This window comes from Shewanella decolorationis (assembly GCF_004354305.1).
Taxonomy (GTDB): Bacteria; Pseudomonadota; Gammaproteobacteria; order Enterobacterales; family Shewanellaceae; genus Shewanella; species Shewanella decolorationis.
On sequence record NZ_CP037898.1, the window covers coordinates 4,233,637 to 4,251,964 of the forward strand.

Sequence of the window (18,328 nt, forward strand, 5' to 3'; positions counted from 1 at the left end):
ATCCTTTACGCAAACAGACGAACTTCGCCGTCACCTTCAATATTGGTTACGCAGCGATGGCACAGCGTTGGGTGAGCCTCAATCGTGCCCACTTCTTCCCTATGGTGCCAACAACGTTCGCATTTCTCTGCTGTTGTCGCATTTACCACTAACTTCAATGACACAAGTTCGGTTTCAACGGCATCGCTTGTCGCATCCGCCAATGGCAATACTTTGGCTTCAGAGGTCAACAGGACGAAACGAAGCTCATCACCAATGTGCGTTAACTGTTCAGTTAATGCCGCATCAGCAAACAGTGTGACTTCGGCTTCTAAGGAGCCACCAATACGTTTATCACGGCGTGCTTGCTCGATGACCTTGTTGACTTCGTTACGCACAGTCAGCAGATTTTCCCAGTACGCATCGCTGAGATCTGTATCTAAAGTGATAGATTGCAGACCTTGATACCATTCTTGGGTAAACACGTAAGCATCACGTTGACCTGGCAGTAATTGCCACACTTCATCGGCAGTAAAACTTAGGATTGGGGCAATCCAACGCACCATGGCCTCAGCAATGTGAAACAGTGCCGATTGACAGCTACGGCGGGCATGGCCCTCTTGCTTAGCGGTGTACTGACGATCTTTGATGATATCTAAGTAGAAGCTGCCTAGCTCAACCGAGCAGAACTGCATCAGCTTTTGCGTCACAATATGGAAGTTATATTGCTCGTAAGCTTCGATAATTTCTTGCTGCAGCGCTGCCGCGCGGCGCACCGCCCAACGATCTAACGCCACCATATCTTCTACTGCCACTAAATCCTTAGCAGGATCGAAGCCATTAAGGTTCGCTAGTAAGAAACGAGCGGTGTTACGAATACGGCGATAAGCATCGGCGCTACGGTTTAAGATTTCATCCGATACCGTCATTTCACCGCTATAGTCGGTTGCAGCAACCCAAAGACGCAGAATGTCCGCACCTAACTTGTTGGTGACTTGCTGCGGCGCAATGACGTTACCGATAGATTTCGACATCTTGCGACCTTTACCATCAACTGTAAAGCCGTGGGTCAGCACTTGCTTGTAAGGAGCTTTGCCAGTCATCGCAGTAGAAATCATCAATGATGACATAAACCAGCCACGGTGTTGGTCGCTACCTTCGAGGTATAAATCGACGCCATGACCATGAAACTCTGGACGCGCCCCAACCACAGAAGCAAAGGTTGAACCTGAGTCGTACCATACGTCCAAGGTATCGGTCACTTTGCGGTATTGTTCGGCTTCTTCGCCCAGTAATTCGGCAGCATCGAGATCCCACCAAGCTTGAATGCCTTCCTGCTCAATGCGGTTGGCTACACGTGCCATTAACGAGACGCTGTCAGGGTGCAACTCTTCGGTTTCGCGGTGTACGAATAATGTAATTGGTACACCCCAAGTACGTTGACGGGAGATACACCAATCAGGGCGATTCTCAACCATCTTCTCGATACGGCTTTGGCCCCAATCAGGGATCCATTGAGTCTGCTCAATTTCACCTAATGCTTGCTTGCGCAGGTTGTGGTTATCCATTGAGATAAACCATTGCGGCGTAGCACGGAAGATAATGGGCGTTTTATGGCGCCAGCAGTGTGGATAGCTGTGACGGTACGCAACATGGTGTAATAGCGCGCCTTTTTCTTTCAGCAGTGCAACCACATTGTCGTTTGCTTTAAATACATGTTGACCAGCAAAAAACTCAGTGTCTGGTTTGTAAACACCGTTATCGCCAACAGGGTTTGCCACTTCTAAACCGTATTTTTGACCTACCACGAAGTCGTCTTGACCATGGCCAGGTGCCGTGTGAACCACTCCCGTACCCGCGTCAGTCGTCACGTGGTCGCCTAAAATCGCAGGCACGTCAAAGGCTAAGAATGGATGCTTAAAGCGAACCAGCTCAAGCGCTGCGCCTTTAACTTTACCTAACACGCTGTGGCTCTCGGCGCCGTAACGCGTCATACAAGCTTCAACTAACACGTCGGCCAGAATAACCGCGTGAGTCGCGCCCTCTTTCACAAATTCAACCAAGCTGTAATCCAGCTCAGGGCTGATAGATAACGCGCGGTTAGCAGGCAGTGTCCAAGGTGTAGTAGTCCAAATCACCATAGCGATAGGATGTGAGTAATCGCTTACAACAAACTGAGCGGCTAAAGCTTTGCTATCAGTCGCTGTAAAGGCCACATCGATAGCGGGAGAGGTTTTATCCTCGTATTCTACTTCGGCTTCGGCAAGGGCAGAACCACAGTCTGTACACCAATGAACGGGTTTTACACCTTTATGTAAGTGACCGTTTTCAATCACTTTTGATAGAGAGCGTACGATATTGGCTTCGGTAGCAAAGTCCATCGTTAAATAAGGCTTTTGCCAATCGCCCAGCACGCCTAAACGAATAAAGTCAGCACGTTGACCATCGACTTGCTCAGCCGCATATTTACGACATTCTTCGCGGAATTCGGCCGCAGAAATTTTTTGACCAGGCTTACCGACTTTTTGCTCAACTTTCAGTTCAATTGGCAGACCGTGGCAATCCCAACCAGGCACATAAGGCGCGTCAAAACCAGACATGGTTTTTGACTTAACAATAATGTCCTTAAGAATTTTGTTTACTGAGTGACCAATATGAATGCTGCCGTTCGCATACGGTGGGCCGTCATGCAGAATAAAAGGTGTGCGGCCAATTCGGCTATCACGGATCTGCTGATACAGACCGTCTTTCGTCCAGCGCTCTAACATCTCTGGCTCGCGATTTGCCAAATTACCACGCATCGGAAACTCAGTTTCCGGCAAATTCAAAGTAAATTTATAGTCGCTCATTGATCCTATACCGTTAATTAAACTGATAAATATCAGCCTGCATCGTTACCAAATAAAGCTCTGGCCTCATTTGCATCATTCAAAATCTGTTGTTTTAGTGCATCCAATGAATCAAAGGGTTGTTCATCGCGAAGTTTTGCCACTAACTCAACCTCAACATGCTTGCCATAAATGTCACCTTCAAAATCAAAAAGATGCACCTCAAGCTGACAAACTTGACCATTTACGGTCGGGCGGAAGCCAATGTTGGCTACCCCTTCATAAATATCGCTATCTTCCCAATAGAGTTTCACCGCAAACACCCCGCGCACCGGCACTACATTGCGCTTGAGTGCGATATTGGCGGTGGGGAAACCTATGGTTCGGCCAATTTTTTGGCCATGGGCCACGCGGCCGCTTAAAGTAAAGGGATGACCGAGTAGGCGTCTCGCCTGCTCTAGGTTCCCTTTAGCCAATTGTTCTCTTACTGCGGTCGAACTCACGCGTTGCGACCCCACCATGAAACTCTGGGTGCTGACCACGGTAAAGCCATAACGAGCTCCCGCCTGCATCAGCATTTCAAAATTGCCTTTTCGGCCTTGACCGAAGCAAAAGTCATCGCCAACGACGAGGTACTTCACTCCGAGTTTACGCACCAGCAGTTCTTCGATGAAATGCTCCGCTGGTTGGTCCGCAAAGGCGCGATTGAAGTTAACACACACTAACCGTTCAACGCCTAACTCATCGAGCAGGATGATTTTGTCCCGCAATAGGCTCAGACGCGCGGGCGCATTCTCACCACGGAATAACTCCTGTGGTTGAGGTTCAAATGTCATCACAGTCGGCGGTAGCGAGAGCTGTTTGGCATTTTGCACCAGATTAGCAATCACCTGTGCATGGCCGCGATGCACACCATCAAAATTACCTATCGTCAGCACACAGCCATGGTGAGATGACAAAATGTTATGTATACCGCGGATTAATTCCATAACTTTAGACAACTGCCAAGCGCAAATCGGCTGATTATATAACAGCTAACGATAAGAATCAGCAATCAAACTCCCCGTTTCATTGACCAAGGACGAATTCCTAACGCCAATAAGCCAAGTAAATACGTCATAGCACCAACAGCAATCAAGCCAATCAAAGCCTTAGCACGCCCAACTAACTGCCATTCCAACCATTGGGATTGCGTGGGTAAGAAATAGTACAAGACTAACACCATCAAGGCCGTTGAAACCACGGCTTTAAGGAAAAACACCATTGTTGGCTTAGAAATTCGGTAAACACCCGCTTTGTGTAGGCCGCGATATAAAAGGGTCGCATTCAGTAAAGCCGACATCGATGTCGCAATCGCTAAGCCAACATAACCAAAGGGAATCGCAAAGATCAGGTTAAAGCCCATGTTAGTGATCATGGCGATAATGCCGTAACGCACAGGAGTCTTTGTGTCTTGGCGTGAGTAATATCCAGGCGCTAACACTTTGATAAGCATAAAGCTGAGTAAACCACTGCCATAAGCCATCAAGCTGTAGGATGCCATTTCCACATCTTGAATGGAGAAGGCGCCGCGCATAAACAACACCATCAGCATGGGCTGGGCGAGCACAATCAACCCCATCATAGCGGGTAATCCTAATAAAAGAATTGCCTTAATGCCCCAATCCATTGTTTTACCAAAGCCATCCCCTTCGGCATTCACATGATTGCGAGATAAAGCAGGTAAAATTACAGTACCAATGGCGATACCGAATAAACCGAGTGGAAATTCTAATAAGCGGTCTGAATAGTACAACCAGCTGATGGAGCCCGTCATGAGGAAGCTGGCAATGAATGTATCGAATAATAGATTGATTTGTGAAACTGACACCCCAAACAGCGCAGGGATCATCAAGGTTCTGATCTTCACCACACCAGGATGCTTCCAACCCCATGAAGGTTTAACTAAGGCCTTTTCCCTGAGTAAGAAGGGAATTTGGAATAAAAACTGAATTAAACCGCCACAAAACACCCCCCAAGCAAGGGTAATTTCAGGCTGAGTAGACGTAGGCGCAAAAAACATTGCCGCCGCAATAATAGCGACGTTTAAGAATACTGGGGTAAAGGCCGATACCGCAAAACGCCCACGGGTATTGAGGATGGACCCCGCTAACGCGGTAAAGGTGATAAACCACAGATACGGGAAGGTGATTTTAAGCACAACGGTTGCCAGCTCAAACTTAGCGCCATCGGGCTCATTGTTAAGCCAAGCCACAAACCAGCCGCCACCAAATAAGGCTGACAATACGGGGGATGCGATGACACCGACAAGCGTCACAATGGTCACCAACAGCCCTAAGGTTCCCGCCACTTTACTGAGTAACTCTCGAGTCTCGTCCGAAGTGTGTTTTTCTTGATACTCGGTCAGTACGGGAACAAATGCCTGAGCAAAAGCCCCCTCAGCAAATAATCGGCGTAAAAAGTTAGGAATTTTATTCGCGAAGAAAAAAACGTCGGCGCTTGTCCCTGCCCCCATTAAATTGGCAACAACTACATCTCGAACCAAACCTAAAACACGAGAAATCAACGTCATAGCACTAACAATCATGCCAGATTTCAATAATTTTTTACTCAAACGTCCCCCAGACCTACATCGAATGGATTAGGTGATTCATCTCAAAAAATCGACTCAGGCTCTGTCACACTGCGGCAATAGCTGTTAGAATTGCGCCACATATTACACGAGTTGGGTTGAAGATAGCCAAGGCGGGTTGAATTAATTTATCTTTATGATGATTATTCAATCATAGTCATTGACAAAGTGACTAAATGCAGGCATATTCCTCGGCCTTTAAAAGTATCAAATCCAGTTTTTAGGAGTTGCACCTTGGCTAATAGCAAGTCTGCAAAGAAGCGCGCGCTTCAATCTGAAAAGCGTCGTCAGCACAACGCCAGCCGTCGCTCAATGTTACGTACATACGTTAAAAAAGTAATCGCTGCTATCAAAGCTGGCGATCACAAAACAGCAACTGAAGCTTTCGCTGCTGCACAACCAATCGTTGACCGTATGGCGACTAAAGGCCTTATTCACAAGAATAAAGCTGCCCGTCATAAGGCTCGTTTGAACGCTAAGATCAAAGCACTGGCTGCTTAATTTTCTTAGTGAATAAAAAAAACCGGCAATTGCCGGTTTTTTTATATCTGATGATTATCATTAATGACAATAAATATTGTTCAGTAAATGGATCATCTCCCGCACTTCATCACTCTTTAGCGAATAAAATACGGTTTGCGCTTCTTTGCGTGTGGTTACTAAATTATCTTTGCGTAACCAAGCAAGGTGTTGTGATAGTGCCGATTGACTTAAGCCTAATTTTTTATTCATTTCGCCAACGCACATTTCACCTTCGCTCAATAAATAACAAAGGATAAATAAACGGCGTTCGTTCGCGAGTGCTTTTAATAGCACTACGGCATGATCGGCTCGCTCCTGCATTAATTCAATATTCATTACGCACATTTTCTCCTAAAACTAACCCCTGCGCTAATATAGCGTTGCCTTACAGATATAGTCGGGACATAAAGCACACTTTTTGCTAGATTGTTTTCAAAAGTGGGACATGCTTAATAAAAACAAAGGAAACCTATGAAACCCTACCAAACAACGTTGATAACAGGCCTTTTTATTAGTGGTTTGAGCGCTTGCCAAACTCATATCGAAACACCAGTCAAAACAGATATCCCTTCTCAATTACAACAAACCGCTTTAGCCTCTTCGATTGGATATGACATTGTCGAATCTCTTACGGTAGAAGTAGGACCGCGCCTTGCTGGTAGTCCAAAAGACATTATTGCCGTGAACTGGGCAATGAATAAGTTAACCAGCCTCGGGTTTGATAAGGTTTATAAAGAGCCAGTACAGGTTCCTATTTGGGAACGTGGAGAAGCCAAAGCCAAGATTATCTCTCCGGTAGAGCAACCTTTGGTGATTACTGCATTGGGTGGCAGCATTGCAACGCCAGTAACGGGCATTAGGGCTAGAATAGCTCGCTTTGATAGCCTAGAAGCATTACAACAAGCCAACCCTGATGATGTAAAAGGTAAAATTGCCTTTATCGATCAAAAAACGGAGCGTCATATAACTGGTGAAGGTTACGGAAAAAGTGTCGGCGGCCGCTCGAAGGGCGCTGTCGCAGCAGCACAAAAGGGAGCCGTAGCAATCGTCATTCGCTCAATAGGCACCGACCATGACCGCATGGCACACACTGGCGTGATGCGTTATCAAGATGGTGTGACTAAAATCCCTGCTGCGGCGATGTCTAATCCCGATGCAGACTTAGTCGATGCCATGTTAAAACGCGATCCGAATGCGGTGCTCGAGCTGCATATGTCACCGAAGGATTTAGGTACGAATACCTCTTACAACGTTATTGCAGAAGTCACTGGCAGTAGTAAACCTAACGAAATCGTGCTGATTGGTGCCCATTTAGATTCATGGGATGAAGGTACAGGTGCAATTGATGATGGCGCTGGTGTTGCGATTGTGACAGCGGCAGCAAAACATATTCAAGATCTTCCACAAAAGCCCGCTCGTACGGTGCGAGTAGTACTATATGCAGCCGAAGAAATTGGCTTAGTGGGGGGTAAGGCTTATGCTGAAGCACACAAAGCCGAGTTACCTCTACATTATATTGCTGCAGAATCAGATTTCGGCGCGGGTCCAATTTATCAAATCGACACTAAGGTAAGTGACAACGTTTTCGCCCAAGTTCAAGAGAGCATTAAACCAATGACATACAACGGTGTCGCCCTTGGTAATAATCAGGCCTCTGGCGGACCTGATGTCTCTATGCTACCCGCATTAGGCGTACCTGTTGCATCGTTAAGACAGGATGGCCACGATTACTTCGATTATCACCACACACCTAACGATACCTTAGATAAAATCGATCCTAAGGCTTTGGCACAAAATGTGGCGGCATATGCTCAATTTGCTTATATCATGGCAAACTCAAATTTAGTGTTAACGCCCATTAGCACTGAATCGAAATAAGCCTCATAAGTAAATCATTCACCCATAAAAAGAAAAATGCCAGTCAGCTTAACTGACTGGCATTAAGCCTAAGCAGCTCTTTTTATTTAAGCAGTAATACGTTATTGCGCTTCACGTAAAAATGTTGGCTCATTCGGTTTACTCAATTCTTCACTGTAGTAATAACCTGCCACATCAAATGCTTTTAATTCATCAATCGAACTCACTTGCTGATCAATAATATATCTTGCCATCATTCCCCGCGCTTTTTTCGCAAAGAAACTAATGACTTTATATTGGCCATTTTTAAAATCTTTAAAGACAGGAGTGATTAATTGACCTGCTAATTGTTTTGGTTTTATCGCCTTGAAATACTCACTGGACGCAAGATTGATAATGATGTCATCCCCCTGCGCAGCGACCGCATTATTGACCGCTACGGTGAGAGTGTTGCCCCAAAAATCGTAGAGATTCTTACCTTTAGGATTGGCAAGCGCCGTCCCCATTTCTAAGCGATAAGGTAAAATTAAATCCAATGGCCGCAGTAAACCATAGAGCCCAGATAAAATGCGCAGCTGTGACTGAGTCCGTTCAAGCTGTTCGGGTGTCAGCGTATCAGCATCAAACCCCGTGTAAACATCGCCTCTAAAAGCAAAAATTGCCTGCTTAGCATTATCAATGCTGTAATCGGGTGTCCACTCCCCAAAACGCGCGGCATTTAAACCTGCGATGTTATCGCTCACCTTCATTAATGTTGCTATGTCACTGGGGGTTAACCGTTGGCAGACTTGAATAAGCTCTTGGCTATAAGCTAAAAAATCGGGCCGAGTGTGGGTTTGAGTCAAGGGAGGTTGCTCAAAATCTAGGGTTTTCGCCGGTGAAACCAAAATCAACATTAACACGCTCCAACAAATAAAATACGCCACTATGATACTGAACAAGCATAAAAAAACCACGTACGGATGACGTGGTTTTTCCGATAGCGTTAATCAGTGAACTTGAGTTTATCGACTAAGCGCAGATTCTGTACGCGTTTTCGCCTGCTCGTTAGCACTATTATCCTGCCAAATACCATCATCGAGTTGTTCCATCAATTCGGGGAACTTACTGCGATCGAACTCAGGCATTTTGCCACTCTTCAATTGCTCACAGTAATCGTTGATAACCCGTATTGCTAAGCCAGATAACAGCAGCAAAGCAATAATATTGACCGTGGCCATTAGCCCCATAGACACGTCTGCTAAGTTCCACACTAAGCTGATTTTGGCCACTGCACCAAACATCACCATAGCTAATACACACAGACGAAATAGCGGTAATGCCTTAGTGCTATTACCCGTTAAAAACATCACATTGGTTTCGGCGTAGGAATAGTTAGCAATGATAGAGGTAAAGCAGAATAGGAAAATGGCTATCGCAATAAAGGCGCCGCCCCAATCTCCAACGTGGTTTGACATCGCATTGATGGTGAGACGAATGCCGTCATCGCTAGAACCAATATCGCCTGAAAGCAAAATAATTGCCGCAGTTGCAGTACAGATAACGATGGTATCGACAAACACTCCCATCATCTGCACAAAACCTTGGGATGCTGGATGATTAGGATTAGGCGAGGCACTCGCAGCCACGTTTGCCGCACTGCCCATCCCCGCCTCGTTTGAAAACAAACCACGGGCAATACCCGCTTGCATGGCCTGAGCGACCGTATAAGCAACTCCACCTGCTGCGGCCTCTTGCCAACCGAACGCACTCTTTACAATCAAGCTGATGACAGCGGGCAATTGATCTAAATTGAACAACACAATAATAAAGGCAATCAGAATATAAGCCAGTGCCATGATAGGCACGATAAATTCTGACACTCGAGCAACTTTACGTAAGCCACCGACTATCACAAAACCACTAGCTAACACTAAGCCGATCCCGACATAGGTCGGGTCGAAGCCAAACACCCGCTCCATTGCCCCCGTAATGGTATTGGCTTGTACCGCATTAAACACTAAACCAAAGGCGATGATCAGGAAGAAAGCAAACAACACCCCCATCCATCTCTGTCCAAGTCCCTTCTCCATATAATAGGAAGGACCGCCGCGAAACTGACCGTTGGTATCTCGTACCTTATATACTTGTGCAAGCGTCGACTCCACCATGGCGGTTGCCATGCCCAACATGGCAATAAGCCACATCCAAAACACAGCGCCAGGTCCAGCAGCGCCAATCGCTACTGCAACACCGGCCATGTTTCCGGCGCCAACCCGAGCGGCCATACTCGTACAGAATACTTGGAATGAAGACAGTCCACTTTCACAGCCTTGGCGGCTCATGGTCATGACTTTTAGAGAGTGCTTGAAGTGAGTAAGTTGAATAAATACAAGCCGTAAGGTGAAATAAAGCCCCGCACCCACCAGTCCATAAACGAGCAATTTGCCCCAGAGCAGTGCGTTCAAAAAGTTTACAATCGTTTCTAACATATTATTTTACTTCTTCCCGTAGCAAATGCCCGCCTCCACCTATACTTAGCGAGGTGCAACATTTGTGGTGAATGAATCCTTCCAAATAAAGGTAAGAATATCGGTAGATTTATTCTTTCAAATTATCCTTCCGTGAATTTACAACATCACGGCTACCGAATTCAACGCAGCAAAATAGCACAGTATTCGAAATTACTCATGTGATCAAGCCTAGGTTTGTATCGTTAAATAGCGACAATCTCACACTCGTAAAGCTTAGATAAGTCACTGTTAATATTAAATTAACAATTTAACAAACTTAGTCAACATGCGTTAACGACAAACACAAGTTTTAAAATTTGGATGCAGGACACATTTTTGTAAGAAAATTACAAATATAGTAACCCCAACACAACACAGTTCAATTCCGTCTGCTCTAGTGAGGCTTAATATGACGACAACACATGAGATAAATGCTCTTAAAAAGTATGTAAGAGCCACTAACTTCCTCGCCACCTCTCAGATTTACCTAAAGCAAAACGTATTACATAAGCGCCCACTTGCGCATTCGGACATTAAACCTCGCCTGCTCGGCCACTGGGGGACTTGTCCAGGGATCAACTTCGTTTATGCCAACGTCAACCGACTCATTGTAAAACATAATCGTCCTTTCATTTACTTAGTCGGCCCAGGCCATGGTTTCCCCGCAGTACAAGCTAACCTATTCATCGAAGGCTCACTCAGCCACTTTTATCCAGAAACCATTCCTTATAATGAAACTGGTATTGAAGATATCTGTAAGAAGTTTTCGGCAGCCTATGGCTACCCTTCTCACGCTAACCCTGAAGCACCCGGTCAAATTCTTGAAGGGGGCGAATTAGGTTACTCGTTAGCTGTAGGTTGGGGAGCTGTATTAGACAATCCTGATCTTATCGCAACCGTATTAGTAGGTGACGGTGAATCAGAAACCGGTCCTCTAGCAGCCTCTTGGTATGCGAACCGTTTAGTCTCCCCCGCCACCAACGGCGCAGTGTTACCAATCGTACATATCAACGGCTATAAGATTTCAGGCCCAACCCGTATGGGACGCATGAGCCATGAAGAGTTAGATCTTGAATTCCGCGGTCTTGGCTATCACCCTATTATTGTTGACAGCGAAGCGGAAGAAGATATCTACGTCCAAATGGCTGCAGCCATGGATACTGCTTATAGCATGATTAACGATATCCAAACCCGCGCACGTAAGGGTGAAGATATTGTCAAACCTCGCTGGCCAGTGATCCTAATGCGCACCGCCAAAGGCTGGACAGGTGTAAGCGAATATAATGGTACAAAATTAGAAGGTAACTGCGAATCGCACCAAGTTATCGTCAACAAATGTGCGACCGATAAAGGCCACTTAACTGCATTGGATAACTGGTTAGCCAGCTACCAGTTCCAAGAGCTTTATCAAATCAATGCTCAAGGTGAACTGATTTTTGATGCGGATATTGGCTCGCTGATCCCACCAAAACATTTAGCCTGTGGTCGCCAACATCTCACTTACGGCGGGGAAGTTGTTAGAGCGTTATCTAATCCAGATCTAGAAAAACTCAGCTATGGCCCAGAAGTGCCACGCGGACACCGCGGTTACTCCATGCTGAAAATGGGTCAATGGATGCGTGACGCATTCAAACTAAACCGTGACCAACGTAACTTACGTATCTTTAGCCCAGACGAAACCTATTCAAACCAACTGCAAGCGGTATTTGAAGAAACTGACCGCGCATGGCAATGGCCAATTGAAAGCTGGGACGAAGATATGTCTCGTGATGGCCGCGTACTCGAGTTACTCTCTGAGAACTTACTATTTGGTATGTTACATGGCTACACAGTAACAGGTCGCCACGGCATGTTCCCAACCTATGAGTCTTTCTCACAGGTTGTATCTTCAATGGCCGACCAATACTGTAAATATGTTTATGCCAGCCAAGGGGTGCATTTCCGCAAACCTTTACCAGCGTGTAACGTAGTACTTTCTTCATTATTAGAGCGTCAGGATCACAACGGTTACTCGCATCAAAACCCATCGTTCCTCGGTGCGATGTTAGAAAAGCATCCAAAGATTATCTCTGCTTATTTACCTGCTGATGCAAACAGCACCTTAGTTTATACCGAACGTGCCTTTGCGGATCGTGACAAACTAAACATCCTAGTTGCTGGTAAAAAAGAGCTACCACAGTGGCTGAGTTTAGAAGAAGCACGCAAACAAGCTAAAGACGGTGTGATGGTGTGGGATTTTGCTTCAGATGAAAATCCAGATATCGTGCTTGCGGGTTGTGGTGATTATGTCACTCAAGAATGTATGGCCTCTTTAGTGATTATTCGTGAACTCTTACCAAGAGTCAGAATTCGCTTTGTCAGCGTAACCGAATTAAGCAGTGATGGCTTAGGCAGCCGTAAATTTAAAGAAAAACCATGGATGATGGATGAAATATTTACCCAAGATAAAGGGGTTGTATTTAACTATCATGGTTATCCAAATACGATCAAAAAGTTAATTTTTGATTACAAAGGAAGCCGCCGTTTCAGAATTAAAGGCTACGAAGAAGAAGGTTCAACAACAACACCATTTGATATGGGTGTGCGTAATGGTACTTCTCGCTATCACCTTGTTATTGATATGGCTTACAAACTATTCCAACAGGGCGTTATTGACGAAACTAAGCATGTTTCAATCACTACAGATATGCTGCAACGACTCGTTGACCACCGTAACTATATTAAAGCACATGGTGTTGACCCTGTTGAAATTGAGAATTGGGTTTGGACACGCTAACACTCAATTAAATTAACAAACACAATACAAAAAAGGCATCCTCAGGGATGCCTTTTTAACATCCAAAATAAGAAACAAAATGCTATTCGATAAAAAAACTTCAGACTGAACACTGGAAAGTTTTAACAAATGCGGTGATAATTAATCGCTGGCTACAATACCAAAGGATCCCCACACTAAGTGCTAGCAATGTTTTGCATAAAACCCGCAAAGCATATTTTTGGTGGAGAATCATAAACAATGGACTTAGAGAAAATGATGAAGAATACATTAAAAGTAGTTTTGCTTACATCAATGCTTCCACTTGCTGCCAGCGCATCTCAGGAACTTACACCTTGGTATGTTGGCGCAGGTTTAGGCGTTAATAACTATGAACACATCGCAACTGACAACGGTGACGATAATCCATATGCATGGGACATCTTCGCTGGCTATATGTTTAATGACTACTTTGGTGCAGAAATCGGCTTTCGTGATCTAGGTAGTGCTGATTGGACCACTGGTGGCATCAGCAACGATGCAGACGTAAAAGGTGCAACTCTTGGCTTAGTTGGTGTATGGCCGCTAGGTAACCGTTGGAGCCTATCTGCTGAAGCAGGTGCAATGTACTACACCCTAGAAAACAGCCAACGTACTGCTACATCGTCTAGCTCTTACAGCTCTAATGATTTTGCACCTTACTTTGGTGCTGGTGTTGGCTATAACTTCACTGATAACCTGAAGTTACAAGCTAAATACCGTCGCTATGAAAACTTAGACGATACTGACTTCAACACGATTGAAGCTGACAGCAACTACTGGGGCTTAGAATTAAGCTACCGTTTTGGTACTCCAGCAGTCGCGGCTCCTGTAGCTGCCGCTGTAGTTGCAGCAGCACCAGTTGACTCAGACAACGATGGTGTTTACGACGATAAAGATCAGTGTCCAGCTACTCCAGCAACTCACAAAGTTGACTCTGTTGGCTGTACTATCTATGAAAACGTTAAGAAGCAAGAAGATGTTGGTTCTATCCAGTTTGCTAACGATTCTGCAGTAGTGAAGAAAGAGTACTACAAAGACATCGAAAGACTGGCTAACTACCTGAACAAGAACCCAGAATTCACAGTTGAAATTGCGGGTCACGCTTCTAACGTAGGTAAACCAGAATATAACATGGTTCTGTCTGACAAGCGTGCTGACGCTGTTGCTAAGATCCTTGTTGAAAAATATGGCATCAGCCAAAGCCGTGTAACTTCTAACGGTTACGGTATCACTAAGCCATTAGTGGCTGGTGACTCTAAAGAAGCTCATGCTGCAAACCGCCGCATCGAAGCTATCGTGACAACTACTGAAAAACAACCTGTTCTGAAGTAATTGCACTCTTAAGAATAAAAAAGTCGCTGCTTGCAGCGACTTTTTGTTTTTATAACATCTACACTATGCAATCTGATGATGCTTACATGTCGTTGCAATACAATCACAGCTTTCATGCCAATACGATATCGTTTTACCATTTTTGTAATTTTTTTACATTGATGGTTGGAAAAGTTGGCAAAATCGCTTCTAATAGTCATCAGTTCATTTCTGAGTTAAGACCGCTATCTGAGAAGGATGTTTTTCATGGCAAATACATTAGAGCAACTCAAGTCATACACTATGATTGTGGCCGATACAGGCGATATTGAAGCGATTAAACGCTATCAGCCAGAAGACGCAACGACCAACCCATCGCTCATCTTAAAAGCGGCTCAAATTCCCGAGTATAGCGCTTTAATCGACAATGCAATCGCATGGGCTAAATTACAAAGTGCTGATATTGAGCAACAGATTGATGATGCCAGCGACAAACTTGCCGTAAACATTGGCGTGGAAATTCTGAAACTGGTTCCAGGCCGAATTTCAACTGAAGTCGATGCCCGCTTATCCTTCGATAAAGAAAAATCCATTGCGAAAGCGCATAAACTAGTACGTCTCTACCAAGAGGCTGGCGTGGATAAGTCTCGTATTCTGATCAAATTAGCCTCAACTTGGGAAGGCATTTGTGCTGCCAAAGAGTTAGAGCAAGAAGGCATCAACTGTAACTTAACTCTACTATTTAGCTTCGCTCAAGCGCGTGCCTGTGCTGAAGCTGGCGTGTATTTAATTTCTCCATTCGTAGGCCGCATCCTCGACTGGTACAAAAAAGACACAGGGAAAGACTATGATGCCGTAAATGATCCTGGTGTCGTTTCTGTGACTGAAATTTACAACTACTACAAACAGCATGGCTATAACACAGTAGTCATGGGCGCAAGTTTCCGTAATATCGGTGAAATCATCGAATTAGCGGGTTGTGACCGCCTGACTATTGGCCCTTCATTACTCGAAGAGCTGGCAAACTCTCAAGTTGCTATTCAACCTAAACTGCTTCCTGCCAGCACCACGGTTGCAGCGGGTGAGCCTTTAACCGAAGCGCAATTCCGCTGGGACTTCAACCAAGATCCTATGGCCGTAGACAAGCTAGCAGAAGGTATCCGTAACTTCGCCATCGACCAAGGCAAACTCGAAGTCATGCTAAAGGCAAAACTGGCAAACTAAGTATCTTCGGAGACGATTAGATGACTATCTTGACCCAAAGCACAACTTGGCAAGCGTTAGCAGCCCATAGCCAGCAGATCCCACATATGCGGGAACTCTTTGCAGACGATCCTGCACGCTTTAGCAATATGTCACTTTCTACCTGTGGCTTATTTTTAGATTATTCAAAAAATAGAGCGACACCAGAGACACTCAACTTGCTGCTGACACTGGCGCAAGAGGCAAAGCTTGACGCTAAAATCAAGGCGATGTTTGCCGGTGATATTATTAACACCACCGAAAAACGTGCCGTCTTACATACCGCACTGCGCAGTACTGCGCAGCAATCCATTATTGCCGAAGGTCAAGATATCGTTCCTGAAGTACAGCAAACGCTAAACAAAATGCAGCAGTTTGTCACTTCAGTCACCTCAGGACAGTGGAAAGGCTACACAGGCAAAGCCATTACCGATATTGTCAGTATCGGTATCGGTGGCTCATTCCTTGGCCCTAAAATTGTTTCCCAAGCATTACGCCCATATTGGATTACAGGCCTCAATTGCCATTTCGTTGCCAACGTCGATGGCACCTCGATCAGTGAAAAACTTAAGCTGCTCGATCCAGAAACCACTCTGTTTATCATGTCGTCCAAGTCTTTTGGTACACAAGAGACGCTGACCAATACCCTAACGGCGAAGGCATGGTTCTTAGCCAAAGGTGGTTCACAGTCAGATGTGGCGAAACACTTTGTTGCCGTGACCTCTAACGTGGCAAAAGCGACCGATTTTGGTATCGATGCTGACAATATTTTCCCAATGTGGGACTGGGTTGGTGGTCGTTATTCACTTTGGTCAGCCATTGGTTTACCCATCGCTTTACTCATCGGCATGGATAACTTCCGCTCCCTATTAAAGGGCGCGCACCAAATGGATACCCATTTTGCCAATGCGCATCTAGCGGAAAACATGCCAGTGATCATGGGATTACTTTCTCTGTGGTATGGCAATTTCTTTAATGCCCAGAGCCATGTGGTCTTGACCTACGATCATTACCTACGCGGACTTCCCGCTTACTTCCAACAACTGGATATGGAAAGTAATGGTAAATCGGTCACGCTTAATGGAACTCATGTGGATTACAGCACGGGTCCTGTAATTTGGGGTGGCGAAGGCACAAATGGTCAGCACGCTTACCACCAGCTGCTGCATCAAGGTACTGCATTAATTCCGGCCGATTTCATTATGCCGCTGCAAAGCCATAATCCTATCGGAGAGCACCATGATCAGTTAGCTTCTAACTGCTTCGGACAGACTCAGGCTCTCATGCAAGGCCGCACTTTAGATGAAGCGCTAGCCGAATTGAGCAAGAGCAGCTTAAGTGATGAAGAAAAGTTACTTATCGCCAAACACAAAGTCATGCCAGGCAATAAGCCAAGCAACACGCTGTTAATGGATAAGCTGACTCCTGAAACTCTAGGCGCGCTAATTGCGCTCTATGAGCATAGAACCTTTGTCCAAGGCGCCATTTGGGACATCAACTCCTTCGATCAATGGGGTGTTGAACTCGGTAAAACCCTAGGCAATGACGTCCTCGCCCGCATCGGCGCCGAGCAAGACGCCACCGCCTTAGATGCCTCGAGCAATGGGTTAATTAACCTGTATCGACAGGGCAAAATCTGATCGAACAAAAAGCCAGCAATCGCTGGCTTTTTTATTTTATCTTATTAATAAACCTAAAATATTCGCTAACAACTTCCTTTAACACTCTCGCGAAGATCAATGACATATCACTCAAACTTCATTTCAAGTTAACACAAATGAAACATAATTCTTGCACCCTGTTTTGAAAATATGTTATTTAATCGCTGACAAAACATACAACAACAGGAGGTTACCATGGATCGTTTAGATTATGGTTGTGCGCTAGATGAAGTCGTAGAAAGACCCGATCGCTCGCGAGGCTCCAATAAAAAGCGTAAGTGGCGAGAAATTGAAGCGTTAAAGGACAAACATCGTTTACTCAAGGAACTTCAAGAGATTGATAACAACTTTGATTACGATATAGACGCTATCCAGTTGTAACCCGTTGTTTATATACAGCCTATAGTGAAAAAGCGCCATTGGCGCTTTTTCTATTTTTACGCGCTAATCTACTCGGATGTTTTGAGATAAGAACGTAGTTCATCAAATGCCTGCTGTTCACGGTCAAGAAACAAAGGATCGTCGATTAAAGATGCTTGGCATTGCTGCTCAATCACTTTCCAGTCTTGCTCAGTTAAGGTTTTTGCAAGTAAAGGGAAAATCTCCCGCTCTTCCATTTGCATATGCTTCTCTTGCAGATCAACATATTCTGCAAAATCGGCAATCAATTTATCCCTAGCAACAACTATATCGCTCAAGATAAGATTTAACGTGCCCATGAGCGCCGAAGAAGCCGCGGTAACCACTTGATGCTCTGCGCTTAACTTATCAATTTCATCATTAGCTTTATGCGCCAAATAGTATGTATAAATAATGTCTTCTACAGGATGATGGCTTCGCTCAGCATATCCTTGCATATACTCAACTATGTCCCGAACCACGATAAAATTAATGGCTTCGCCTTCAGCTAATTTCATCTGTTTGTTTTTCAAGACATTCAATAGCACTGCTATATGTTTATGATCATGCATGAGTCTTTTAAGCATATCGCCTCCTGAACTTGGGCT

The 18,328-nt window shown here is 45.1% G+C and carries 14 protein-coding genes; 7 read left to right on the plus strand and 7 right to left on the minus strand.

Annotation, left to right across the window (positions count from 1 at the left end; all coding sequences use genetic code 11):
• Positions 1-5 precede the first annotated feature (5 nt).
• From ileS to murJ, 3 genes are all read right to left on the minus strand, one after another.
• Positions 6-2,828 carry an isoleucine--tRNA ligase gene (ileS, locus tag EYR25_RS18900; protein ID WP_133182176.1) on the minus strand — a complete coding sequence of 941 codons (2,823 nt, stop codon included), beginning with the start codon at positions 2,826-2,828 and terminating at the stop codon, positions 6-8.
• Positions 2,829-2,860: 32 nt separating this feature from the next.
• Positions 2,861-3,796 (minus strand): bifunctional riboflavin kinase/FAD synthetase, encoded by a 936-nt coding sequence (gene ribF / locus EYR25_RS18905; RefSeq protein ID WP_133182178.1) that lies wholly within the window; start codon positions 3,794-3,796, stop codon positions 2,861-2,863.
• 65 nt (positions 3,797-3,861) lie between these two features.
• On the minus strand, positions 3,862-5,421 hold the full coding sequence (gene murJ, locus EYR25_RS18910; protein WP_133182180.1) for a murein biosynthesis integral membrane protein MurJ: 1,560 nt from the start codon (positions 5,419-5,421) through the stop codon (positions 3,862-3,864).
• A 252-nt stretch (positions 5,422-5,673) separates the two neighbouring features.
• Between murJ and rpsT the strand changes: the two genes are divergently transcribed.
• Complete coding sequence (rpsT, locus tag EYR25_RS18915) at positions 5,674-5,940, plus strand: 30S ribosomal protein S20 (protein ID WP_011623708.1); 267 nt, start codon at positions 5,674-5,676, stop codon at positions 5,938-5,940.
• 60 nt (positions 5,941-6,000) lie between these two features.
• On the opposite strand, the gene EYR25_RS18920 is transcribed toward rpsT, so the two are convergent.
• Entirely contained in the window at positions 6,001-6,297 is a 297-nt protein-coding gene (locus tag EYR25_RS18920; RefSeq protein ID WP_023267623.1) for an ArsR/SmtB family transcription factor, read from the minus strand.
• A gap of 135 nt (positions 6,298-6,432) precedes the next feature.
• Between EYR25_RS18920 and EYR25_RS18925 the strand changes: the two genes are divergently transcribed.
• Positions 6,433-7,839: a M28 family metallopeptidase gene (locus tag EYR25_RS18925; protein WP_133182182.1), complete on the plus strand. Its 1,407-nt coding sequence runs from the start codon at positions 6,433-6,435 to the stop codon at positions 7,837-7,839.
• Between the two features lie 101 nt (positions 7,840-7,940).
• Here EYR25_RS18925 and yaaA read toward each other — a convergent pair whose 3' ends face one another.
• Both yaaA and EYR25_RS18935 read right to left on the minus strand, forming a co-directional pair.
• The gene (gene yaaA, locus EYR25_RS18930; protein WP_133182184.1) at positions 7,941-8,714 is read right to left on the minus strand and encodes a peroxide stress protein YaaA; all 774 of its coding nucleotides are present in this window, start codon (positions 8,712-8,714) and stop codon (positions 7,941-7,943) included.
• A gap of 108 nt (positions 8,715-8,822) precedes the next feature.
• A complete protein-coding gene (locus tag EYR25_RS18935; protein WP_023267626.1) occupies positions 8,823-10,289 on the minus strand; it encodes an alanine/glycine:cation symporter family protein in 1,467 nt (488 codons plus the stop codon).
• Positions 10,290-10,719: 430 nt separating this feature from the next.
• Here EYR25_RS18935 and EYR25_RS18940 point away from each other — a divergent pair, with 430 nt between their 5' ends.
• From EYR25_RS18940 to EYR25_RS18960, 5 genes are all read left to right on the plus strand, one after another.
• A complete protein-coding gene (locus tag EYR25_RS18940; RefSeq protein WP_023267627.1) occupies positions 10,720-13,086 on the plus strand; it encodes a phosphoketolase family protein in 2,367 nt (788 codons plus the stop codon).
• A gap of 240 nt (positions 13,087-13,326) precedes the next feature.
• Entirely contained in the window at positions 13,327-14,439 is a 1,113-nt protein-coding gene (locus EYR25_RS18945; protein WP_023267628.1) for an OmpA family protein, read from the plus strand.
• A 246-nt stretch (positions 14,440-14,685) separates the two neighbouring features.
• On the plus strand, positions 14,686-15,642 hold the full coding sequence (gene tal, locus EYR25_RS18950; protein WP_133182186.1) for a transaldolase: 957 nt from the start codon (positions 14,686-14,688) through the stop codon (positions 15,640-15,642).
• Between the two features lie 20 nt (positions 15,643-15,662).
• Positions 15,663-17,300 carry a glucose-6-phosphate isomerase gene (gene pgi / locus EYR25_RS18955; protein WP_133182189.1) on the plus strand — a complete coding sequence of 546 codons (1,638 nt, stop codon included), beginning with the start codon at positions 15,663-15,665 and terminating at the stop codon, positions 17,298-17,300.
• A gap of 216 nt (positions 17,301-17,516) precedes the next feature.
• The gene (locus tag EYR25_RS18960; protein WP_007650190.1) at positions 17,517-17,702 is read left to right on the plus strand and encodes a DUF3545 family protein; all 186 of its coding nucleotides are present in this window, start codon (positions 17,517-17,519) and stop codon (positions 17,700-17,702) included.
• A 68-nt stretch (positions 17,703-17,770) separates the two neighbouring features.
• Here the strand turns inward: EYR25_RS18960 and EYR25_RS18965 are convergent, their stop codons facing one another.
• Positions 17,771-18,307 carry a hemerythrin domain-containing protein gene (locus EYR25_RS18965; RefSeq protein WP_133182191.1) on the minus strand — a complete coding sequence of 179 codons (537 nt, stop codon included), beginning with the start codon at positions 18,305-18,307 and terminating at the stop codon, positions 17,771-17,773.
• Positions 18,308-18,328: the final 21 nt, after the last annotated feature.